Below are 21,930 nucleotides of genomic sequence, written 5' to 3' on the forward strand. Positions count from 1 at the left end.
GAGCAGCCGTACGTCGGCGGCGGCTGGTGGCGTGGGGTTCGGAGAACGACAACCACGTCGCCCAGCTGTACGGCGGGTACATCATCCCCGGCTCGACCCTCAGCGACCTGCACCTGTCGGTCAGCCAGTGGAAGACCGACGCAGGCTGGCCCTATCGCGTCATGCAGTTCCGCGTCCGGGGTTTCGGTTAGAGCTCGAGCACCATCGTGTCGGAGGTCTCGACGGTGCCGATCTTCGCGAACCCGAGTGACCGGTAGAGGTCGGCCGCGGGGTTGGCCGGGTCCACGCTGAGGCTGAGGCGCCGGTACGGCGTACTGCTGCGGGCAACCGTGATGAGCTCGGTCATCACGGCACGCGCGATGCCCCGGCGGCGAAACCCGGGGGAGACGCCGAGCGACAGCTCGGGGACGTCGTCGGCGACGTAACCGTAGCCCGGACGGTCGGCGGTGAGCAGGCGTGCCCAGGCGGCTCCGGCCGGCGTGCCGTCGACTTCCGCCACCACTCCGAAGTCGGTGGACCGCGGCCAGCCGGCGACGTACCGCCAGGCCTTGTCCTCGGCGCGCAGCTTGTCCAGGGTGAACCAGGGCGTCCCGTCCCAGTTGTAGGCCTCGAGCAACATCTCGGTCAGGAACGTGAAGTCGTCGGCGGTCGCCGGTCGGAGCAGCATGACGTCATCCTCGCCGAATGCGCGACGCGTTCTCCACCGGATTTGAACCGATGCTGCCGGGGCACACCGGCTCCTGGAAGGATTACCTGTGGCCGCCGCCGGTGCGCCGGATCCACGTGGTGCAGAAGCAGTCCTGAAAGGTGTGGGTATGTCGGAAGGGATCAAGGAGTGACGTCAGCACTCAACGGCCGCAGGGTGATGGTCACCGGCGCCGCCGGGCGGATCGGGTCGGTCACCGTCGAGCATCTGACCGGTCTCGGGGCGAAGGTGACCGCGCTGACGATCGTCGACGACCCGTCGCTCGAGGCCGACCGGGTGGTGATCGGCGACACGCGGTCCGAGGACGACGTCGCCGACGCGCTCGAAGGCGCGGACCTGGTCGTCCACCTCGCCGCCCTCGCGCACCGCGACGCGGGCACGCCGTACGACGTCTACACCGGCAACGTCGTCTCGACGTTCAACGTGCTGGCCCAGGCGGGAGCACTCGGCATCGAACGCGCGGTCATTGCCAGCAGCATCAACGCCTACGGCGTGCCGATGAACCCGCACGACGTCCACCCGGCGTACTACCCGCTGGACGAGAAGATCCCCTCCGACGTGGCCGACTGGTACTCGCTGTCGAAGCAGAACGACGAGAACACCGCCCGGATGGCGTGGCGGCACTGGGGGATCGACGTGGTCGCGTTCCGGTTCCCGCACGTCAACTCCGCCGACATGCTGCAGCGACAGTCCGACGGACACCGCGAGGACCCGGCGGGCGGCGTCCGCGAGGGCTGGAGCTACCTGGACACCCGCGACGCGGCGTACGCGATCGAACTCGCGCTGACCGCCACGTTGTCGGGCGCCCACACCTTCTTCGTGGCCGCGAACACCACGAACGCGCCGTACGAGACCGAAGCCCTGCTGGAGGCGTTCGCACCGGACGTGCCGCGGCTGCGGCGGTTCGCCGGACGTGAGGTGCCGATCGACCTGACCGCGGTGCGGACCGTGCTCGGCTTCCAGGCCCGCCACGAACTCGACCTGCCGACCCTTCCCCTGGAGCCCTGAATGCCCTCGAACTTCGACCAGCCGTGGCCGGTGCGCGACGACGTACGGATCCGGGAGGTGAAGGCGATCGTCACCGCGCCGCAAGGCATCCCGCTGGTCGTGGTGAAGGTCGACACCACCGAGCCCGGTCTGTACGGCCTCGGCTGTGCGACCTTCACCCAGCGGTGGAAAGCTGTCCAGACGTTCGTCGACGAGCACCTGGCCCGGCTGCTGATCGGGCGCTACCCCGGAGACATCGGCGACCTGACCCGGCTGGCGGCGTTCTCCGGCTACTGGCGCGGCGGACCGGTGACGAACAACGCGATCTCCGGTGTCGACCAGGCGCTGTGGGACATCGCCGGCAAGCGGGCCGGGATGCCGGTGTACGAACTGCTCGGCGGGAAGGTCCGGGCGGCCGCCGACACCTACATCCACGCCGCCGGCTGCACGATCGAGGAGACGCTGGACCAGGCGCAGAAGTTCGTCGCGCAGGGCTGGCGGCACGTCCGCCTCCAGGTGTCCACACCGGGTGGCGGTGGATACGGCGCGCCGCGGATGGACACCCTCTACCCGAACTCGCCGTACCACAACGGCTGGTCGGCGCGGGACTACCTGCGGACCACGCCGGACCTGTTCGCCGCGGCCCGCGAGTCGTTGCCGGCCAACGTCGAACTGCTGCACGACGTACACTCCCGGCTGACTCCGAAGGAAGCGGTGCTGCTCGCGCGCTCGCTCGAGCCGTACGGTCTGTTCTTCCTCGAGGACGTGCTGGCGCCCGAGCTGTGGGACCGGCTGCCCGAGGTGCGCGCCGCCTCGCCGGTGCCGCTGGCCGTCGGTGAATTGACCACCTCCCTCGGCGACGCCGTGCGGCTGGTGCGCGACGGCGGGGTCGACTTCATCCGGTCGCACGTGTCCGACATCGGCGGCCTGACCCCGGCCCGCAAGCTGGCCGACCTGGCCGAGCTGTGCGGGGTCCGTACGGCGTGGCACGGCCCGGGCGACACGTCACCGATCGGCGCCGCCGCGAACGTCGCGCTGGACGTGAGTTCCGTTGCCTTCGGCATCCAGGAGGGGCACATCTACAACGAGGCGACCCACGAGGTGTTCCCCGGCACGTTGCGAATCGAGGACGGCTGGTTGACCCCGAACGAGTCGCCCGGCTGGGGGATCGACATCGATCTCGAGGCGGCCGCGCGTTATCCCGCGCAACTGTCCGGCCACGACGAGTGGGCGGCCGGCGTCCGGCGCATCGACGGTGCGCTGGAAGCGCCGTAGCAGCGCCCCCGGGTCAGCGGGTCGAGCCAGGCGCGTACGCTGCCGAAGTGATCTCGCCTCGCTCGTTGACGCCGGACGTCCAGCTCCGGATCGCCACCCTCGACGACGCCGCCGGTCTCGCCGACGCGTACATCCGCAGCTGGGACCACCTGAAGCCCTGGGAGCCGGACCGGTCGGACAGCTGGTTCACCGCGGCCGGTCAGCGTGAACGGCTGACCGGTTCGCTGGAGCGTTACAAGGACGGCCGGACCGTGCCCTGGGTGCTGGCCGAAGGCGACCGGATCATCGGTGCGATCACACTGAACGATCTCGTGCCCGGTCCGTTCCGCAGCGCCAGCCTCGGCTACTGGCTGTCCGTCGACGGGCTCGGGCGCGGCCTGATGAAGCGCGCGGTGGAGACTGTCGCCGAGATTGCCGACACCGAGCTGATGCTGCACCGGATCGAGGCCAGCACGCTGACGAACAACGTGGCGTCGCAACGCGTCCTCCAGCGCACCGGCTTCACCCAGATCGGCACGGCCCCGACGTACCTGCACATCGCGGGCGCCTGGCGCGACTGTCACCTCTACCAGCGAATCCTCAACGACCGGGCCCCCGGCGCCTAGTCGCGGAACCACGACTCGGCCAGGAGTTGGAGTTCGGCCTCTCGCTAGTTGGGTGGTAGGCGGATACCGCGGGAGACGTCGACGTCGTCGTAGCGGCCTTCCAGTACGTCGGTGAACTTCACCGGCCGCTGGAGCGTCGAGGCGATGTAGACGGCCCGGACCGTGGCGAGCGCGTCGATCGCGTCCTGGACCGTGATGGCCGGCTGCCCGCCGTCAACGATCGCGCCGAGGATGTCGTCGTACTGCGCCTTGTGACGGCCGGGCGGACCGGCGTCGACCGGGACGTCCTCGGTGGAGCCGTCGACGTTGAACCGCCGGAGCAGGTCGTCCTCGACCTCGGCACCGCCTCGCGTTCCGTGCACCGACACCCGCGTCCGGCCGCCGGGAAAGGCCGCGGTCGTCGCGTGCAGGGTGGCCACCGCCCCGGACTCGAACGTCAGGGTCGCGACCACCGTGTCCTCGACCTCGATCGCGTGGTGCGCCGCCCGGAGCGCTTGGGCCTGGATGTTCACCGGCCGGCCCATGAACCAGAGCAGTAGGTCGACGGTGTGCACGCCCTGGTTCATCAACGCGCCGCCGCCGTCCTGCGCCCAGGTCCCGCGCCAGCCGGCCGAGGCGTAATACTCGTCGCTGCGCCACCAGGCAACCGTCGCGACGGCCGACGTCAGCCGGCCGAACCGGCCGGCCTGGATCGCCTCGTGGACCAGCGCACTGCCCGCGTCGAACCGGTGCTGGCTGATCACCGACGACACGACGCCGTGGTTCGCCGCCCGGGTCGCGGCGGCGCCGAGGCGACGCGCACGAGTGAGATCGACGTCGAGCGGCTTCTCGATGACGACGTGCTTCTTCTCGTTCAGCGCCTGCTCGGCCAGCGCCGCGTGCGTCCCGCTGGGTGTGCAGATCGCCACGAGCGAGCTGTCCGAACCACTCAGCGCGGCGGTCAGGTCGGCGTACACCGCGGGCTCGGGCTGCCCGGCCTCCTTCAGCCGTGCGGCCAGCGCGTCGCGGGCGGCGGCGTCGCCGTCGACGAGCGCGGTCACGGTGGCGTCGGGCCGCTCGGCGATGGTGTCCGCGTGGGTGCGGCCGATGATGCCGCAGCCCACGATCGCGACCTTGTGTTCGGTGGTGGGATCAGCCATCTCGCTCCTACGGGGGCAGTGACGTTCGCGGTCAGAAACTCTGGAAAACGCTATCCGATATCAGCGTTGCCGTCACGGTGTACCGGGAAGTCGACCGAAGGCTTCAGGGTTCGCGGCTTCACCTGAAGGCGCCGGCGTTCCGAGCGGCCCATTCGGCAAAGCTCCGCGCCGGGCGGCCGGTGACCTTCTCGACGTCCGGGGTCGCCGACTGCTCATCCGGTGTCGGGCTGCCGAGGATGTCCAGGGTCGCCTCCACCACCGGCGCGGGCATGTACGCCGACATCCGGGACCGCGCCTCGTCCCGGCTGAGCTCGACGAATCGCACAGGCTCGCCCAGGGCATCGGCGATCGCCTTCGCCTGCTGCCGGGGCGCGATCGGCTCCGGACCGGTCAGCGTGTAGATCGCGCCGGCGTGACCGGGTTCCCGCAGTACGACGGCCGCGACCTCGGCGATGTCGGACGGGTCGACGGCGGGGAGGGCGACATCACCGAACGGTGCCTCGATCGTCCGCTGCGTGCGCACCGACTCGGCCCACTGGAACGCGTTGGAGTTGAAGTTCCCCGGCCGGAGCATCGTCCACTCCAGTCCTGAATCCCTGACGACCTCTTCGAGGTCAGCGGGGTGTCGCTTCGTGCCGACGCCCTGGGAGGACAGCAGTACGACGCGCGGGACGCCCGCCGCGCGTACGACGTTCATGACGTCGGAGAGATCGCCGTTCGCCAGGAAGCCGGCGGCTGTCAGCAGGAACACGGCATCAGCACCGTCGAGGACAGGCTTGAGCGTCTCAGGCTCGGACAGGTCGGCCTGGTGATGACGAACGACCCCTGCCGCCGCGGATTCTCGGATCGTCCGCGACACCGCCGTCACCTGCTCGCCTGCTGCGGCGAGTGCCTGCACCAGCGGCCGTCCGACGTTCCCCGTCGCGCCAGTCACCACGATCATGGTTGCTCCTCTTGTTGGTTGACTGACGAGGACGCTACTGGCGCTGGCATAGTAGGTACCTAGAGGAAAGTATTGGGATCAGGGGGCGAATGTGATCGACCGCACAGAGCTGGATCCGGTGCAGGCGTGTCCGATCGCACCGGTGGTCGACGTGGTGTTCAGCCGGTGGACGACACCGATCCTGTGGACGCTGAACGAGTACGGCCGGCTGCGGTTCGTCGAGCTCGAACGGCGGATCGGCGTGATCACCCCGAAGGTCCTGACCCAGCGACTGCGCCAACTCGAACGCGACGGGTTGATCGTGCGGACGTACTACCCGGAGGTGCCGCCGCGGGTCGAGTACGAGATCAGCGACCTGGGCCGCAGCCTCGCACCGCTGTTCCACTCCCTCGCCGAGTGGTCGCCGAACCTGGCGAAGGTCGAAGCGGCCCGCCGGCGCTTCGACGACACCGAGCCGGCCCACCGCCGCCCGTGACCCCGCCCGCTCCGTGACGGGCCCGCGTCACAGCCCGCTCATCGTGACCGGCCGAAGATCACGCGACGCCGACGAGAACCCGGTCGGGGGTGGGGAGTTGGTCGAGGAGGGTGAAGAAGTGGGTGGCGGCGTCGGCGAGGCGGAGCAGGCCGGCTTCGTGGGACTGCCAGCCGAAGAGGAGTTCTCCGTCGATGGCGCGTTCGTCGAACGGTACGGCGTACCGGCTGAGCGTGACCCGCGTCGGCCCGGTCTGTGGGTGGTGGTCGCCGCAACCGCACTCGGCGGCGATGGTGATCGCGGTCAGCGCGTCGGCGGTGAAGCGGCTCATCCGGAGCGTGGTACCGCGCGCGGTGAACCGGACAATTGTTGCGTCGGGCAACTGAACGAGCAGCTCGACGGGAACGGCGTGCGAGCCGGGCAGCAGGCGGAGGCCGCGGGACGCGAGCAGATCGGCGAAGGCCGGGAGATTCATGCGGAAGATCCTGTGAGTGCTGGTGTCGGCGGGCGGGCCACGGAATGGGGCAGGGCCTCGTGCGCCGGAGACGGCGCGCGTCAGCGACGACAGCAACAACACAGCATCTGCATGCGGAAGATGATGGCAGAGCCCGCATCCGATGCCAAACACCGTCCGCAATCTGGGACAACGGTCCGTGAGGTGTCAGCCGGTGCGCTGGACTCTCGGGTAGCGGGAGTCGGCCGACTCGGTCAGTCCGCCTTTTTGCCGAACATGATCTCGTCCCAGCTGGGGACGCTGGCGCGCTTGGAGTTGCGGCGGGCCGGCTTCTTCTTGGGCTCGGCGGGCTGCTCGTCCGCCGCGGCCGGCTGGGCCTGCTGAGCAGCGGCCGGCTCGGGGTGACCAGGCCGGGGCCCGGGCGTCGCCGGCTCGGAGGAGGCAGGTGCGGACTCCGCGGGCGCGGGACGCCGGGCCTCGGCCGGAGCGGCGGTACGAGCATCACCTGGTGCTGCGGAGCGAGCATCGGCCGCCGTGGCACCGCGCGGCTCGGCCGGTACGCCGGATCGCAGATCGGCCGGGGTGGCACCGCGCGGCTCGGCCGGTACGCCGGATCGCGGAGCGGCCGGGGTGGCACGGCCCGGTTCGGCCGGGGTCGGGTCGTCGGGGGTACGGCGGGCCGCGGGCGCCGGAGCCCGGTCGGGGGAGGTGCGACGCTCGGTGAACGGGTTCTCCGGGGCGGCGGCGCGTTCCTCTGGGGGAGCCAGGGATGCGGCCTCGGCCGGGATCTGGGTCGGGCGCTCGACGGCACGGACCGCCGGACGCAGCGCCGGGGGCTGCTCGACCGGTACGTCGATCAGCGTGGGCTCGTCGTCCGGGTTCGGCACGGAGTGGACCCGGCGCGGACCGCGCTCCGTGTCCCGCGACGCATCGCGGACCGGGGCGCCCTCGCTTCCGGCCTCGCGGGAAACCGGGTGGTTTCTGCGCGGCAGGCTGATGGTGTCCTCGAAGCCGGCCTCGTAGCTGTCGGCACCGTGGTCGGGGGCGAGGGACAGGTCGATGTCGGCGACCGCGGTCAGCCGGCGCTCACCCGGCTGGGGCGCCGGCTGGGCCGGCGGCGGCAGCACCCGGGCCTGCTCACCGACGAGCCAGCGGGCCTCGTCGTCGTCCGGGACCGCGTACCGCCCGGGGGCGTCGTACGCGAACATCGCGACCTTCTCGTCCTTCTGCTCCGCTTCGTCGTCGGCGCTCTCGACGAAGTAGGACACGCGCACCGCCCAGCGGCCGTCCTCGCGCCGCCACGCGTCCCACTCGGCCGACGCGGGGTCGACGTGGCGGGTGCGCAGCCGTTCGGTCACCCAGGTGCCGAGGTTGCGGGTCGGGGCGTCGGCACCGCCGCGCCGCCGGACGGACGCGCGCTGCGCGAGGCTGGCGATGTGGTCGCGCTCGGCCAGGACCGGGCCGGCGAACGCCATCACGCGCTCCATCGGCATCTGGGCGACGGCAGCGACAGCCTCGGGACTTTCGCCGGCGCGGATACGAGCCTGGATGTCTCGTGGGCGCAGCGCGCTCTCCATTTGAATCTCCAGCTGGCCGAGTCGGGCACGGTCGCCGCGGAGGGCCGCACGCAACCGGTCGTCGACCGGGATGGCGAACTCCTCACCCGTCTCTGCCATCGCCAGGATGAGCTGCTTGCCATCCTGGCTCAGACCGACGAGCCTCGCCTCGCGCATTGCCTTGTTCTCCTGTGCGGTTCTCGACAGTCTCTCCCGGGACGTGCTGCCAGACCAAGACCGGCGCGCCGTGCCGCGCGGTCATTGTGGAGGTTACGTCACGAAATCACATCTTGCCTGCTCACAAGGGTCCTTGTGATCACACCAGTCACATTAGTCACAACACGGTGTGACCGCGACTCAGGAGCTACTCACCGAAGGCGGAACGGACGGCCAGCGCCCGCTTCAGGTCGTCGACGCTGTCACCGACCGACCGCCGGATGCCGGCCGCGATCGACTCGTCCGCGACCAGGTCGGAGGCCCGCGAGACGATCGCCTGCTCGACGGCGTACCGGGGGAACGCGAGCTTCGTGCTCTGGGCGACCACCCAGCCGGACCGCAACTTCTCGGTCCCGGCGATCTCCGCGAAGTACCGGTCCACGTACGGCGCGGTGAGCTCGAGCTGACCGGGATGCCAGAAGCCCTCGCACGCGGCGTACAGCTCGTAGTTCGCGACGTCGGCGTCGGTCATGATCAGCGTCCAGGCCCGCTCCTTGGCCTGCGGAGTCGGCAGCGCCGCGCGGCACCGGGTCGCGTGGACGACGCCCTCGGACGACGTGTCGCGCTCGAGCTCGGCGTCGATCTCCGGGTCACCGACGGCGCCGAGCCGGGCGAGTTGCAGCAGGACCGTCCACCGCAGGTCGGCGTCCATCGCGAGCCCCTGCGGCACGCCGTCGCCGTTCAGCCAGCCGCGCAGTACGTCGACCTCGTCGGTGAACCGGACGTACCCACGCGCCACCGCCAACTGCAGGCTGCTTCCGGCCGGGGCGGTCCGCAGCCGCGCGCCGAGCGCCTCGGCCAGCTGACCGCGGTACGGCTCGTAGGGAAGGTAGATGCCGAGCAGGTGCGAGTTCGCCCAGCCGACCATCGTCCCGACCGCGATGTCGCTGGTCTCGTGCGGCAACATCCCGACGAGTACGTCGAAGCCGAGCTTCGGGTCGAGCTCAGCGTCGGCGACCGCGTCGCGGATGCTGTTCAGTACGACGGCCCGCGTCACCCCGTCGGAGATCTTCGGCAGCACCGACGGCAGGTTCGCCAGGCTCTCGGCGTCGAGCCGGATCTTGGCCCAGGTGTCGTCACCCGCGTCCGGGATCACCACCGCGACCGACGGGTCCAGCTCGACCCGCACCTCGTCGGCGTCGAGCAGTACGTCGACCGTCGTACCGCGGCCGTCCGCGTCGTACCCGCCGACGGTGAACTTGTGCGGACGCGACGCCGGGAAGTCGGCCGGGGCGACGCGGCGCAGCGTGATCCCGGTGCCGGTGCGTGACGCGCTGATCGTGTCGAGGCCCGGTGTGCGCAGCCAGTTCCGGGCCCAGGTCTCCAGGTCGACCGCGCCGGCCTCGGTCCACTTGGCGACCAGGTCGGCGAAGGTCGCGTTGGCGAACTGGTTCGACTCGATGTGCGCCCGGACGCCGGCCAGGAACACGTCGTCGCCGAGATATGCCGCCAGTTGCTTGAGGACCGCGGCGCCCTTGGCGTAGGAGATGCCGTCGAAGTCGTCGAGCGAGGCGAGCGCGTCCTTGACCGCGTCGGCGGCGACCGGGTGGGTCGACGACCGCTGGTCGGCCTGCAGACCCCACCACTTCCGGATGAAGGCGAAGTCGATCCAGTTGTCGGTGTACTTCGTCGCCTCGGTCGAGACCCGGTGCGCCATGTACTCGGCGAACGACTCGTTCAGCCAGAGGTCGTTCCACCACTCCATCGTGACGATGTCGCCGAACCACTGGTGCGCCATCTCGTGGACGACGGTCCGGGCCCGGTTGCTCCGCTCGCCGTCGGTCACCGCGGACCGGAACACCAACGGGTCCCGGAAGGTGACACAGCCCGGGTTCTCCATCGCGCCGGCGTTGAACTCGGGCACGAACGCCTGGTGGTACTCGCCGAACGGGTACCGGTAGCCGAACATCCGGTGGTACTCGTCGAAGGACTGCTTGGTGACCGTGAAGATGTCCTCGGCCTCCCGCTCCAGCGCCTCCTTGAGCGACTGCCGGGCGACCACGCTGAGCGGGATCCCGTCGTGGGAGTCGGTGATCTGGTGGTACGGCCCGGCCACGACGGTGACGAAGTACGTCGACAGCGGCGGGGTCTCGGCCAGCTCCCAGCGGCCGGGGGAGACCTGGGTGGCCGCGCCGTTCCCGAGCACCAGCCACTCCGGCGGCGCGGTGACCTTCATCCGGTACGGCGCCTTGAGGTCGGGCTGGTCGAAACACGCGAAGATCCGGGGTGCCGCGTCCAGGAACGACATCGCGTAGGTGTAGACGAGGCCGTCCGCGGCGTCGACCGCGCGGTGCAGCCCCTCACCGTCGTGCGAGTAGAGCATGGACGCGACGACGACGAGTTCGTTGTCCGGCTGCAGACCGGTCAGCTCGAGCCGCCCGTCGTTGAGCCCGGCCACGTCGACCGCCGTACCGTTCAGGGTCACCGAGATCAGCTCGTCAGGTTTGACGTCGACCCAGGTCGACGGACCGGAGGCGGTGAACCTGATCGTGGTGGCCGACCCGAACGTTCGCTCGCCCTGGGTCAGGTCGAGGTCGACGTCGTACGACTGGACGGAAAGCGCGGCGGCCCGGGTGCGGGCGCCGTCGACGGTGAGACTCGGCATGCCCGCAACTCTATGCCGTCACTAGGCTGAGCCCATGACGGATATGGAGTACCGGCAGCTGGGTGACTCCGGCCTCACGGTCAGCGTGGTGGGACTGGGCTGCAACAACTTCGGCCGGCGCCTCGACGCGGCCCGGACGGACGCGGTGGTGAACGCCGCGGTGGACGCGGGCATCACGCTGTTCGACACCGCGGACATCTACCACGGTGAGCACGGCTACAGCGAGGAGCTGCTCGGCAAGGCGCTCGGCAGCCGCCGCGACGAGGTGGTCATCGCGACCAAGTTCGGCGGCGACATGCAGGGCGCGAACGGCCCGGACTGGGGTGTCCGCGGCTCCCGCCGGTACATCCGCAAGGCGGTCGAGTCGAGCCTGCGGCGGCTCGGCACCGACTGGATCGACCTCTACCAGCTGCACGTCCCGGACCCGGTGACGCCGATCGAGGAGACGTTGGCGACGTTGTCCGATTTGGTTGCCGAGGGCAAGGTCCGCTATCTGGGCAGCTCCCAGTTCGCGGCCTGGCAGGTGGTCGACGCGGACTGGGTCGCCAAGACCTCCGGCCTGGAGCGCTTCATCAGCGCGCAGAACCAGTATTCCCTGCTCGAGCGCGACCTCGAGGACGAGCTCGTCCCGGCCTGCGAGCACCTCGGCATCGGCATCCTGCCGTTCTTCCCGCTCGCCTCCGGCCTGCTCACCGGCAAGTACAAGCGCGGCGAGGCGCCGCCGGAGGGCACCCGGCTGGCGACCCAGCCGGAGCGGCTGGCCCGCGCCGACTTCGACAAGATCGAGGCGCTGGAGACGTTCGCCGCCGAGCGTGACCTGACCCTGATCGACGTCGCGATCGGCGGCCTGGCGGCCCAGCCCGCGGTCGCCTCGGTGATCGCCGGTGCGACCAGGCCGGAGCAGATCGAGCAGAACGTCGCGGCCGGCCTGTGGGACCCGACGGCCGCCGACCTGGCCGCCCTGGACGAGCTGACGTGACGCTGATCCTGCTGCCGCCGTCGGAGGGGAAGACCGGGCGGTCCCGGGGCCGGGCCGTCGATCCTTCGTCCCTGTCGTTCCCGGAGCTCAATCCCGTCCGCGAGCAGGTCCTCGACACGCTGGCGAAGGTCTCCGCTTCTTCGGACGCGTACGACGTACTGGGTGTCGGCGCTTCGCTCCAAGGCGAGGTCGACCGGAACACCCGCTGGCGGACCGAGCCCGCCGTGCCGGTGTCGGAGTTGTACTCCGGGGTGCTGTACGACGCGCTCGGCTACGCCACCTTGCCGGCCGGCAGCAAGCGCCGGGCCGGGAACCGTCTGGTGGTCGTGTCGGCCGCTTGGGGTGCGTTGAGGATGTCCGACCGCGTTCCGCCGTACCGGCTCTCCATGGGTACGACGTTGCCCGGCCTCGGACCGCTCGCGTCGGTGTGGCGCGGTCCGCTGGCCGCCGTACTGGCCGACGTCGACGGCGTGATCGTCGACTGCCGCTCGTCCACGTATGTAGCGGCCTGGCGCCCGACCGGTGACCAGGCCGCCAAGTGGGTCTCGGTCAATGTCGTCCGCGAGCGTGACGGCGTCCGGTCGGTCGTGTCGCACAACGCCAAGCACACCCGCGGACTCGTCGCGCGTCACCTGCTCGAGTCCGGCAAGGACCCAGGCACACCGAAGGCCCTGCACAAACTGGTCGGCGAACGCTGGAACGCAGAGCTCGACCGCTCCGGCGCCGGCTGGACGTTGACCGTGGTGGAGCACGACTGAACCCCCAGCCGCTTGACACGGTCGGAGCCGCGGCGGACTCTCCGAGAGAGAGCAGTTCTGCGTTCTCGCCGTGGGTGACGGCGGGACTCCAGAGGGGGAAATCGTCATGCGTATCAACCGTGTCGGCGCGGACGTCAGCGTCCTGAGCGACCAGCTACCGGTGCCCGGCATCGGGTTCCTGCCCATCAACGCGTTCGTCCTGCTCGGGGCCGAGCCGCTGGTGGTGGACACCGGGTTGAGCCTGCCGGACCGGGGCTTCATGGACGCGCTGGGATCCGTCGTCGATCCGGTCGACGTACGGTGGATCTGGCTGACCCACCCCGACCGCGACCACACCGGTTCACTCTTCGACCTCCTCGAAGCGGCGCCGCGGGCCCGGCTGATCACGACTTTCATCGGCGCCGGGATCATGTCGACCGAGCGACCGCTGCCGATGGATCGGCTCTACCTGCTGAATCCGGGTCAGTCGCTCGCTCTGCCGGATCGGACGCTGACCGCCTTCCGGCCGCCGTTGTACGACAGCCCCGCGACCGTGGGCTTCTACGACGACCGCTCGCGGGCCTGCTTCAGTTCCGACTGTTTCGGCGCGCCGATGCCGACGTCGGAGCTCGCCGACTGTGGTGATGTCGGCGACGCACCGCGGGACGCGCTCCGAGGCGGACAGTTGCTGTGGGCAACCCTCGACAGTCCGTGGGTGCACAACGTGGATCAGCAGGCCTTCCGGAGCACCATCCAGCCGCTACGGCAGATGGATCCAGAGGTCATCCTGAGCACTCATCTGCCGCCGGCCCCGGGACGCACCGCAGAATTTCTGGATCTGCTTGAGACGGCACCGCAGGCCGACCCGTTCGTCGGGCCTGACCAGCGGGCCTTGGAGGAGATGCTCGCGAGCTTCGAGCCGGCCGGAGCGGCACCGCCGCCGGGCTGACCGCCGGGCTTGTCCACACGCATCGGCAGGCGTTCACAGGGCTTTCATCTGTGAGTGGTTTCTCACCGCGCGTCATCGGGGAAGGCTGAGGGCAGCACGTCAGGGGGGACCCGCCCGACCCTTCGGAGGCCTGACCGATGCGACGAATCATCACCCTGGCGATCACTGCTGTCGCCACCGTGACGGCGTGGGGCCTGACTGCCGCACCGGCGCAGGCCTACCCGCCGACCCCGCCGTCGGCCAGTACGGCGGCCACCCAACTGGCGAGCCTCACGGTGAAGGCCGAGGGATCGACCACCGGGTATAGCCGGGACCTGTTCCCGCACTGGATCGCCCAGTCCGGCACCTGTGACACCCGCGACCAGGTGCTCAAGCGCGACGGCACCGGCGTCACGGTCGACAGCCAGTGCGAGCCGACCGCCGGCCGGTGGTACAGCGTGTACGACGCGACGTGGGTCAACGACGACTCGTCGGTCGACATTGACCACATCGTTCCCCTGGCCGAGGCGTGGAAGTCCGGTGCGAACGCCTGGAGCACGTCGCGCCGGCAGCAGTTCGCCAACGACCTGAGCATCGCCCAGCTGATCGCGGTCTCGGCGTCGAGCAACCGGTCGAAGGGTGACAAGGACCCGTCGGCGTGGAAACCGACGAACACGTCCGTGCACTGTGTCTACGCGCGCGAGTGGATCTGGGTGAAGTACACCTACGCCCTGTCGTTGCAGTCGGCGGAGAAGACCGCACTGCAGCAGATGCTCGGCACCTGCTGAGCGAGGGTCAGTCGTCGAGCAGTTGCCGCCGCTGGGCGTGGATCCCGGCCTGGAACCGGGTCCGCGCACCCAGCGTCTCCATCAGCTCGGCGACCCGCCGGCCGACCGTCCGGCTGCTCAGCCCGAGCTGCCGCGCGATCGCATCGTCCTTGAACCCCGCGGCGAGCAACGTCATCAGCCGTGCGTCGGTCGGATCGGCCTTGACCGCCGGTACGACCGGCACGGCCTGATCCCACAACAAGGTGAACATCTCGATCAGCGCGTCCAGCAGCGCACACGGGTGCACCACGAGCGCACTGTCGACCAACTGGTCGACCGACAACGGCAGCAGTGCGACCCTGCGGTCGAACACGGCCAGCTTCATCGGCACCTGCGGATGCACCCGTGACGTCTCGCCGGCGTCGGCCGCGCTGTACGCCTCGTCCACGCCGCCCGGTACGTCGAGGGAGTCGGGGGAGTAGATGCCCTGGACAACCACACCCTCGTTGAGCAGGCCGCGCACCCGCGTGTCCGACTCGTCGACCTGGGACGCGTACGGCGGCCGGTCCAGCACGAGCAACTGCTCACGCGTCCCGTTCAGCAACTGAGCGAAGCGGGCCGCGATCGCCTCCTGCCCGACGATCACCTCGACCAGGTTCTCCGGCCGGTGCTGTTCCTGCGCCCGCAGCTCGGACAGCAGCACCCTCGCCTCGGCCCGGACCCGGTCGAGCTCGGCCCGCCGTACGGCGACCAACGCGTCGACGGCGACGTCCGGACGGGTCGGCAACAGGCGCGGCGGGTGGTCGGAGGTGGTGGTCAGCAGCCCGAGTTCCTCGAGCCGCCCGACTGTCGCGAGCACCTCCGGCTCGTCGCGCTCGAGACGCTTCGCGAAGTCCGTCAGGTCGCATCCCGGCGCCGCGAGCAGCGCCCGGTAGGCCTCTTCGTCCGCCGGCTCCACCCCCAGCGTCTCCAGCATCGAACCCTCCCGTGCGACCGGATCCTGGACAGGCTATCTCGTCCGGCGGAAGCTGTGGATTCGTTTTCAGGTGATTGGCGACTTCGCGCCATGTCCGGGATACGTCACGGCCACCTCTGGTGCGAACCACCCGGGATTGGGGTACGACTAGCTGAGCGGGGCGCGCGCGGACCGGACAGGGGACGCCCGGTCAAGCCTCAACGCGCGCGCCCTCGTCTCTCCTGCCCTGGCGCCGGGCGGCCGGACGATGCCGGTCGCCCGCGGGTCGGCGACGAGCGTGTCCAGGACGCGGTTGCTGCGATCCGGTGGGACGATGAGACGAAGGTGCGTCACGGGGCATATTCCCAGGCCGCCGGTCACCTTCCGGTCACGACCTGAGTGCCTTCCGTGCCGATGCACCCCCGGATATGGTCCACTGACCCACCGAATCCAGGGAGGCACGATGAGTGAGAGCAGCACCAGCGCCGCTGCTACATCGGAGACCGGTAAGCGGCCGGAGCTGAAGCGGGTCATGGGGCCGGGTCTGTTGCTGCTGTTCGTGGTCGGCGACATCCTCGGCACCGGTGTGTACGCGCTGACCGGAAAGGTGGCCGGCGAGGTCGGCGGCGCGGTGTGGCTGCCGTTCCTGTGCGCGTTCATCGTGGCGCTGCTGACCGCGACCAGCTATCTCGAACTCGTCACCAAGTACCCGCGGGCCGGCGGTGCCGCGGTCTACACGCACAAGGCGTTCGGGATCCACTTCCTCACCTTCCTGCTCACCTTCGCGGTGATGTGCTCCGGTCTCACCTCGGCGTCGAGCGCGTCGAAGGCGTTCGCGGCGAACTTCTTCTCGGCCGCCGACATCGACCCCGAGCGCGGCTCGTGGCTGATGATCACCTCGCTCGCCTTCATGACGCTGATCGCGCTGGTGAACCTGCGCGGCGTCGGCGAGAGCGTGAAGGCGAACGTCGTGCTCACCTGCATCGAGTTGAGCGGTCTGCTGATCGTGATCACGGTCGGTGTCTGGGCGCTGGCCGGCGGCGAGGGTGACCCCTCCCGGCTGAACGACTTCCGGACCCCGGGCGACGAGACCGCCTTCGGCGCCGTGACCGCGGCGACCGCACTGGCCTTCTTCGCGATGGTCGGCTTCGAGGACTCGGTGAACATGGCCGAGGAGACCAAGGACCCGGTCCGGATCTTCCCCAAGATCATGCTGATCGGCCTGTGCGTCACCGGCCTGATCTACGTCCTGGTCGCCATCTCGGCGGTCACCTTGGTGTCGCCGGACGACCTGAACGAGGGATCCACGCCGCTGCTGAAGGTGATCGAAGCCGGCGCACCGGGCTTCCCGCTGGAGATCTTCGCCTGGATCACCATGTTCGCGGTCGCCAACTCGGCACTGATCAACATGCTGATGGCGAGCCGGCTGCTGTACGGCATGGCGCACGAGCAGGTGCTGCCCGGACCGCTCGGCCGGGTGCTGCACCGGCGCCGGACGCCGTGGGTGGCGATCATCTTCACCACGCTGCTGGCCTTCGTCCTGATCGGGTTCGCCGACCTGGCCGCGCTCGGCGGTACGACGGCCTTCCTGCTGCTGTGCGTGTTCGCGATCGTGAACGTCGCCGTGCTGGTGCTGCGCCGCGACCGGGTCGAGCACCGGCACTTCCACGCGCCGACGGTGCTGCCGGTGCTCGGCGCGATCCTCTGCGTCTACCTGGCCAGCCCGCTGTCCGGCCGAGCGACGGGCGACTACAAGATCGCCGGCTGGCTGATGGTGATCGGTGTCGGGCTGTGGGCGCTGACCTGGGTGCTGAACAAGTATGTGTTCAACCGCCACCCCGAGTTCGATCCCAGCCATATCGACCCGAGCGGTCCGGTGAACTGACCGGCAGTGCTGCGGAGGTCACGATCCGCTGTCGCCGCGCGCTCCACAGGCTGAGACTTGGGTCGGTACGGCATCGTTGAGATATGAGCTTCCAGACCCCGGCGAAGCGGAGCGGGCGGGCCGTCGACCCGGCCCGGATCGGTAGTGGCCTGAAGTTGCTCGCCGTGCTGGTCGGGCTGATGTGGCTGAGCGAGATCATCGACACCGCGCTCAGCGGCCAACTCGACCAGTACGGGATCATCTCCCGCGACTCGGAGGGACTGCTCGGCGTCGTCACCGCGCCGTTCCTGCACCTGGGGTTCGGCCACCTGATCTCGAACACGTTGCCGCTGGTGACCCTCGGCGCGCTGATCGCGATCAGTGGTGCGGCACGGCTGTTCGCGGTCAGTGCGATCGTCACGGTGATCGGCGGGTTCGGCACCTGGCTGGTCTCGCCGCCGAACACGATCACGATCGGCGCGAGCGGACTCGTCTTCGGGTTCGCGGCGTACCTGATCGCGCGCGGGGTCTTCAATCGCCGGCTGGGTCAGGTGCTGATCGGCGTACTCGTGGTGCTGGTGTGGGGGAGTGCGCTGCTCGGTGGTCTGCTGCCGCAGGACGGCATCTCCTGGCAGGGCCACCTGTTCGGCGCGATCGCTGGTGTCCTGGCGGCCTGGATCCTGGCCGAGGACCGGCCCAAACGCGCCTAGCTGAGCGTCGCGGGGTCCGTGTTGGCTCCGCAGATCACCACGACGACCCGCTCACCGGCCGCGGGCTCGTAGATCCTCGACGCCAGCGCGGCGTACGCGACGGCCGCGCCGTGTTCGACCGCCAGATGATGGTCGTGCCACAGTTCACGGCGGGCGGCAACGATCGCGTCCTCGCCGACGAGCAGCGACGGTACGGCGTACCGCTGCACGGCGGCGAACGCCAGGTCCCCGAGGCGCCGCGCGCCCAGTGAGTCGGCAGCCACGCCGCCAACCGATCCGTCGACGGGTTGCCCGGCCTCGATCGCACGGTTGAGGGCCGGAGCGAGTTCGGGCTCGACACCGATGACGCGGGCCTTGTCACCGATCGCCGTCGCGATGCCGGCAATCAGGCCGCCACCACCGACCGCGACCAGCACGGTGTCGAACCTGCCGGCCTGCTCGAGCAGTTCCAGCCCGATCGTCCCCTGGCCCGCGACGACCTCCGGCTGGTCGTAAGCGTGCAGCAGCAGCGCGCCCGACTCGTCCCGGGCTTCGACAGCGGCCTGATACGCCTCGGCGTACTCGTTCCCGACCTGGACCACGTCGGCCTCGAGGGTGCGCAGTTTGGCGACCTTCGGGGCGGGCGCGGTCACCGGGACGAAGATGCGCGCCGGAACGCCGAGTTCGCGGGCCGCGTAGGCCGCCGCCAAACCGGCGTTGCCGCCAGAGGCCGCGACGATGCCCTGCCCGGTGAGTTCGCCGTTCTCCTTTGCGGTGAGCAACCGGTTGAACGCACCACGCGGCTTGAACGAGCCGGTGTGCTGCAGGAGTTCGAGTTTGAACGTGAGGCCGGGAGCCACCTCGATCACCGGGGTACGCCGTACCCGTCCGGCGATCCGTTCCGCCGCCGCTTGCACCTCGCCGAGACTTACCGTCATGCGTCCAACCCTGCCACGATGAGTGCAGCCGTCTGACAGGAGGCCGAGCCGATGGGTGCGTACGACGAGAGCTATCGCCGGAGTCTGCAGGATCCGGAGGGGTTCTGGCTGGAGGCGGCCGAGGCGATCTCCTGGACCGAACCGCCGACCCGAGCGCTGGACGGTTCCCGTGCGCCGCTGTATCGGTGGTTCCCGGACGCGGAACTGAACACGTCCTACAACGCGCTCGACCGGCACGTCGAGGCGGGTCACGGCGACCGGGCGGCGTTGATCTACGACTCACCGGTGACGGCGACCAAGCGGACCCTGACGTACCGGCAGTTGCGGGACGAGGTGGCGGTGTTCGCCGGGGCACTGAGCTCGCTCGGGGTCGGCAAGGGTGATCGGGTGATCGTCTACATGCCGATGGTTCCGGAAGCCGCCGTCGCCATGCTGGCCTGCGCGCGGCTCGGCGCGATCCACTCGGTCGTGTTCGGCGGCTTCGCACCGAAGGAGCTCGCGGCCCGGATCGACGACGCCGAGCCGAAGGTCATCGTGGCCGCGTCCTGCGGCATCGAACCGACCCGGGTGGTCGAGTACAAGCCGATCATCGACGCCGCGCTCCAGCTCAGCCGGCATCAGCCCGAGCACACGATCGTCCTGCAGCGCGCGGCCGCGCTCGCGAAGCTCGGCGACCGCGATCTGGACTGGTCCGAGCTCACCGCCGGCGCCGCGCCCGCCGATCCGGTCCCGGTGGCGGCGACCGATCCGCTCTACATCCTCTACACCTCGGGTACGACGGGGAAGCCGAAGGGCGTGGTCCGCGACAACGGCGGCCACGCGGTCGCGCTGTCGTGGTCGATGCGCGCGGTGTACGACATCGGCCCGGGTGACGTGTGGTGGACGGCTTCCGACGTCGGCTGGGTCGTCGGCCACTCCTACATCGTCTACGCACCGCTGCTGGTCGGGGCCACCTCAGTCCTCTATGAAGGCAAGCCGGTCGGGACCCCGGACGCCGGGGCGTTCTGGCGGGTGATCTCCGAGCACGGCGCGAAGGCGCTGTTCACCGCGCCGACCGCCTTCCGCGCGATCAAGCGGGTCGACCCGTCCGCGTCGGAGTTGTCGAAGTACGACCTGGGCGCCTTCAGCACGTTGTTCCTCGCCGGTGAGCGCCTCGATCCCGAGACGTACCACTGGGCGCACGAGCACCTCGGCGTACCGGTGGTCGATCACTGGTGGCAGACCGAGACCGGCTGGCCGATCGCGGCCAACCCGCGCGGTCTCGAACCGCTGCCGACCAAGCCCGGCTCCGCGACCGTCCCGATGCCGGGCTGGGACCTGCACATCCTCGACGCCGACGGCAGCCGGCTACCGGCGAACGAGGAGGGCGCGATCGCGATCAGGCTGCCGTTGCCGCCGGGTGCGTTGCCGACGCTGTGGGGCGACGATCAGCGCTACATCGACAACTACCTGAGCCCGTACGACGGCTACTACCTGACCGGCGACTCCGGTTACCTCGACGAGGACGGCTACATCTTCGTGATGGGCCGCACCGACGACGTCATCAACGTCGCCGGACACCGGTTGTCGACCGGCAGCATGGAGGCCGTGCTGGCGGCGCATCCAGCGGTCGCCGAGTGCGCGGTGATCGGCGTCCACGACGCGTTGAAAGGCCAGCTCCCGCGCGGTCTCGTCGTACTGAAGGCCGGTGCGGACATCCCCGAGGACGTACTGCGGGAGGAACTGGTGGCCGCGGTACGTCGGGACATCGGGCCGGTCGCCGCATTCCGGGACGTGGCGGTGGTGGAGGCGCTGCCGAAGACCCGGTCGGGGAAGATCCTGCGCAAGACGATGCGCGGGATCGCGGACGGCCGGGACGAACCGGTCCCGTCGACGATCGAGGATCCCGCCGTCCTCGAGGCGCTCCGCCCGATCCTGCGTCGGCCGGACTGAGCCGGACCTTGTTGCGTGGGGCACGTAAGCGGTCTGCCTGATGGGGCGGCGGGTTAGGCTCGGGGCATGCGAGTGGTGATAGCGGGTGGACACGGGCAGATCGCGTTGCGGCTGACCAAGCTGCTGGCCGCCGACGGCCACGAGGTGGTCGGGCTGGTCCGCAACCCCGACCACGAAGGCGACATCACCGCCGCCGGCGGGCAGGCCGTCGTACTGGACCTCGAACAGGTCGACGCGGCCGCTGTCGCGGAGGTCCTGGCCGGTGCGGACGTGGCGATCTTCTCCGCCGGTGCGGGGCCCGGGAGCGGGAAGGCCCGCAAGGACACGGTCGACCGCGCGGCCGCCGCGCTGTTCGCCGACGCCGCCGAGCAGGCCGGCGTCCGGCGGCACATCCAGGTCGGCTCGATCGGCGCCGACGAGGCCGACTCACGGACCGACGACGACGTGTTTCACCGTGTACCTCAAGGCGAAGAAGGCCGCCGAGGACGACCTGAAGCGGCGGGACCTCGACTGGACCATCCTGCGGCCGGGCTCACTCACCAACGACCCGGGCACCGGTCAGGTCCGGCTCGCGGACAGGACCGGCCGCGGCAGCATCAGCCGCGACGACGTGGCGCTGGTGCTGGCCGGGCTCTGCCGCACCCCGGCCTCGATCGGCCGGACGCTTGAACTCGTCGCCGGGGACACCCCGGTCGACGAGGCACTGAAGAACCTCTGACGTTGCCACCGGCAACAGAATGTGACGGATATGGCCGACTCTCTCCGGCAGGTGCAGTTCGAGCGCCTGGCCAACAGCAGCTACGAGGTCCGCAACGCGCGCGGCGGCACCATCCGGGTCGGCTCGGGCGGTGAGGACACCGACTTCACCCCGGTCGAACTGCTGCTCGCCGCGATCGGCACCTGCTCGGCGATCGACGTGGACGTGGTGGTGAGCCGGCGGGCGGAGCCGACCGAGTTCCGGGCGGTCGTGCGCGGCGACAAGCTCCGCGACGCCGAAGAGGGCAACCGGATGGAGAACCTCGCGGTCGAGTTCACCATCCGCTTCCCTGACGGCGAGGACGGCGACAAGGCCCGGGAGGCGCTCCCGCGTGCGGTGAAGATGTCCCACGACCGGCTCTGCACGGTCAGCCGCACGGTCGAACTCGGCACCCCGGTCACCACGACCGTCGACGAGACGGCCTGA

At 70.0% G+C, this 21,930-nt stretch carries 22 protein-coding genes and 1 pseudogene; 15 read left to right on the forward strand and 8 right to left on the reverse strand.

The window, feature by feature from the left end:
• The first annotated feature begins 26 nt into the window (after positions 1 to 26).
• Positions 27 to 191, forward strand: a complete 165-nt coding sequence (locus tag ACYVOK_RS09340) for a DUF4185 domain-containing protein (protein WP_460661883.1) — start codon at positions 27 to 29, stop codon at positions 189 to 191.
• Here ACYVOK_RS09340 and ACYVOK_RS09345 read toward each other — a convergent pair.
• Positions 188 to 667 (reverse strand): GNAT family N-acetyltransferase, encoded by a 480-nt coding sequence (locus tag ACYVOK_RS09345; RefSeq protein WP_460661884.1) that lies wholly within the window; start codon positions 665 to 667, stop codon positions 188 to 190. The two genes, ACYVOK_RS09340 and ACYVOK_RS09345, sit on opposite strands and share 4 nt — an antisense overlap.
• A gap of 168 nt (positions 668 to 835) precedes the next feature.
• Between ACYVOK_RS09345 and ACYVOK_RS09350 the strand changes: the two genes are divergently transcribed.
• The 3 genes from ACYVOK_RS09350 to ACYVOK_RS09360 are packed head-to-tail and all read left to right on the forward strand — an operon-like array spanning position 836 to position 3,573.
• Positions 836 to 1,714, forward strand: a complete 879-nt coding sequence (locus tag ACYVOK_RS09350) for an NAD-dependent epimerase/dehydratase family protein (RefSeq protein ID WP_460661885.1) — start codon at positions 836 to 838, stop codon at positions 1,712 to 1,714.
• Positions 1,715 to 2,968: an enolase C-terminal domain-like protein gene (locus ACYVOK_RS09355; protein ID WP_460661886.1), complete on the forward strand. Its 1,254-nt coding sequence runs from the start codon at positions 1,715 to 1,717 to the stop codon at positions 2,966 to 2,968. It begins immediately after the preceding gene.
• A gap of 47 nt (positions 2,969 to 3,015) precedes the next feature.
• On the forward strand, positions 3,016 to 3,573 hold the full coding sequence (locus tag ACYVOK_RS09360; RefSeq protein WP_460661887.1) for a GNAT family N-acetyltransferase: 558 nt from the start codon (positions 3,016 to 3,018) through the stop codon (positions 3,571 to 3,573).
• Between the two features lie 44 nt (positions 3,574 to 3,617).
• On the opposite strand, the gene ACYVOK_RS09365 is transcribed toward ACYVOK_RS09360, so the two are convergent.
• Complete coding sequence (locus tag ACYVOK_RS09365; protein WP_460661888.1) at positions 3,618 to 4,712, reverse strand: Gfo/Idh/MocA family protein; 1,095 nt, start codon at positions 4,710 to 4,712, stop codon at positions 3,618 to 3,620.
• A 118-nt stretch (positions 4,713 to 4,830) separates the two neighbouring features.
• Entirely contained in the window at positions 4,831 to 5,655 is an 825-nt protein-coding gene (locus ACYVOK_RS09370; RefSeq protein ID WP_460661889.1) for an NAD(P)H-binding protein, read from the reverse strand.
• A gap of 91 nt (positions 5,656 to 5,746) precedes the next feature.
• Here ACYVOK_RS09370 and ACYVOK_RS09375 point away from each other — a divergent pair, with 91 nt between their 5' ends.
• Positions 5,747 to 6,130, forward strand: coding sequence for a winged helix-turn-helix transcriptional regulator (locus ACYVOK_RS09375; RefSeq protein WP_460661890.1), 384 nt, complete (start codon positions 5,747 to 5,749; stop codon positions 6,128 to 6,130).
• A 58-nt stretch (positions 6,131 to 6,188) separates the two neighbouring features.
• Here the strand turns inward: ACYVOK_RS09375 and ACYVOK_RS09380 are convergent, their stop codons facing one another.
• The 3 genes from ACYVOK_RS09380 to pepN form a co-directional block, all read right to left on the reverse strand.
• Positions 6,189 to 6,602, reverse strand: coding sequence for a hypothetical protein (locus tag ACYVOK_RS09380; protein WP_460661891.1), 414 nt, complete (start codon positions 6,600 to 6,602; stop codon positions 6,189 to 6,191).
• Positions 6,603 to 6,835: 233 nt separating this feature from the next.
• Positions 6,836 to 8,314: a septation protein SepH gene (sepH, locus tag ACYVOK_RS09385; RefSeq protein WP_460661892.1), complete on the reverse strand. Its 1,479-nt coding sequence runs from the start codon at positions 8,312 to 8,314 to the stop codon at positions 6,836 to 6,838.
• Positions 8,315 to 8,501: 187 nt separating this feature from the next.
• Complete coding sequence (gene pepN, locus ACYVOK_RS09390) at positions 8,502 to 10,958, reverse strand: aminopeptidase N (RefSeq protein ID WP_460661893.1); 2,457 nt, start codon at positions 10,956 to 10,958, stop codon at positions 8,502 to 8,504.
• Positions 10,959 to 10,992: 34 nt separating this feature from the next.
• Here pepN and ACYVOK_RS09395 point away from each other — a divergent pair, with 34 nt between their 5' ends.
• The 4 genes from ACYVOK_RS09395 to ACYVOK_RS09410 all read left to right on the forward strand — a co-directional run bounded on the left by ACYVOK_RS09395 (position 10,993) and on the right by ACYVOK_RS09410 (position 14,390).
• Positions 10,993 to 11,937 carry an aldo/keto reductase gene (locus ACYVOK_RS09395; RefSeq protein ID WP_460661894.1) on the forward strand — a complete coding sequence of 315 codons (945 nt, stop codon included), beginning with the start codon at positions 10,993 to 10,995 and terminating at the stop codon, positions 11,935 to 11,937.
• A complete protein-coding gene (locus tag ACYVOK_RS09400; RefSeq protein WP_460661895.1) occupies positions 11,934 to 12,695 on the forward strand; it encodes a YaaA family protein in 762 nt (253 codons plus the stop codon). The genes ACYVOK_RS09395 and ACYVOK_RS09400 overlap by 4 nt, the downstream gene beginning before the upstream one ends.
• A gap of 106 nt (positions 12,696 to 12,801) precedes the next feature.
• Positions 12,802 to 13,623: an oxygen-binding di-iron domain-containing protein gene (locus tag ACYVOK_RS09405; protein WP_460661896.1), complete on the forward strand. Its 822-nt coding sequence runs from the start codon at positions 12,802 to 12,804 to the stop codon at positions 13,621 to 13,623.
• A 137-nt stretch (positions 13,624 to 13,760) separates the two neighbouring features.
• The gene (locus ACYVOK_RS09410) at positions 13,761 to 14,390 is read left to right on the forward strand and encodes an HNH endonuclease family protein (protein WP_460661897.1); all 630 of its coding nucleotides are present in this window, start codon (positions 13,761 to 13,763) and stop codon (positions 14,388 to 14,390) included.
• Positions 14,391 to 14,397: 7 nt separating this feature from the next.
• Here ACYVOK_RS09410 and ACYVOK_RS09415 read toward each other — a convergent pair whose 3' ends face one another.
• Complete coding sequence (locus ACYVOK_RS09415) at positions 14,398 to 15,345, reverse strand: LuxR C-terminal-related transcriptional regulator (RefSeq protein WP_460661898.1); 948 nt, start codon at positions 15,343 to 15,345, stop codon at positions 14,398 to 14,400.
• A gap of 442 nt (positions 15,346 to 15,787) precedes the next feature.
• Here ACYVOK_RS09415 and ACYVOK_RS09420 point away from each other — a divergent pair, with 442 nt between their 5' ends.
• Positions 15,788 to 17,209: an APC family permease gene (locus tag ACYVOK_RS09420; RefSeq protein ID WP_460661899.1), complete on the forward strand. Its 1,422-nt coding sequence runs from the start codon at positions 15,788 to 15,790 to the stop codon at positions 17,207 to 17,209.
• Between the two features lie 83 nt (positions 17,210 to 17,292).
• On the forward strand, positions 17,293 to 17,898 hold the full coding sequence (locus ACYVOK_RS09425) for a rhomboid family intramembrane serine protease (protein WP_460661900.1): 606 nt from the start codon (positions 17,293 to 17,295) through the stop codon (positions 17,896 to 17,898).
• Here ACYVOK_RS09425 and ACYVOK_RS09430 read toward each other — a convergent pair.
• Positions 17,895 to 18,815 carry a threonine/serine dehydratase gene (locus ACYVOK_RS09430; protein ID WP_460661901.1) on the reverse strand — a complete coding sequence of 307 codons (921 nt, stop codon included), beginning with the start codon at positions 18,813 to 18,815 and terminating at the stop codon, positions 17,895 to 17,897. The genes ACYVOK_RS09425 and ACYVOK_RS09430 overlap by 4 nt on opposite strands.
• A 51-nt stretch (positions 18,816 to 18,866) precedes the next feature.
• On the opposite strand from ACYVOK_RS09430, the gene ACYVOK_RS09435 reads away from it, so the two are divergent.
• The 4 genes and pseudogenes from ACYVOK_RS09435 to ACYVOK_RS09450 all read left to right on the forward strand — a co-directional run bounded on the left by ACYVOK_RS09435 (position 18,867) and on the right by ACYVOK_RS09450 (position 21,930).
• Complete coding sequence (locus tag ACYVOK_RS09435) at positions 18,867 to 20,747, forward strand: propionyl-CoA synthetase (RefSeq protein ID WP_460661902.1); 1,881 nt, start codon at positions 18,867 to 18,869, stop codon at positions 20,745 to 20,747.
• A gap of 66 nt (positions 20,748 to 20,813) precedes the next feature.
• Positions 20,814 to 21,116, forward strand: a pseudogene (locus ACYVOK_RS09440) (NAD(P)H-binding protein); the annotation flags it as partial.
• An 85-nt stretch (positions 21,117 to 21,201) separates the two neighbouring features.
• Positions 21,202 to 21,465, forward strand: a complete 264-nt coding sequence (locus ACYVOK_RS09445; RefSeq protein WP_460661903.1) for an NAD(P)H-binding protein — start codon at positions 21,202 to 21,204, stop codon at positions 21,463 to 21,465.
• A gap of 30 nt (positions 21,466 to 21,495) precedes the next feature.
• Positions 21,496 to 21,930 (forward strand): OsmC family protein, encoded by a 435-nt coding sequence (locus tag ACYVOK_RS09450; protein WP_460661904.1) that lies wholly within the window; start codon positions 21,496 to 21,498, stop codon positions 21,928 to 21,930.

This window comes from Kribbella swartbergensis, assembly GCF_054784135.1.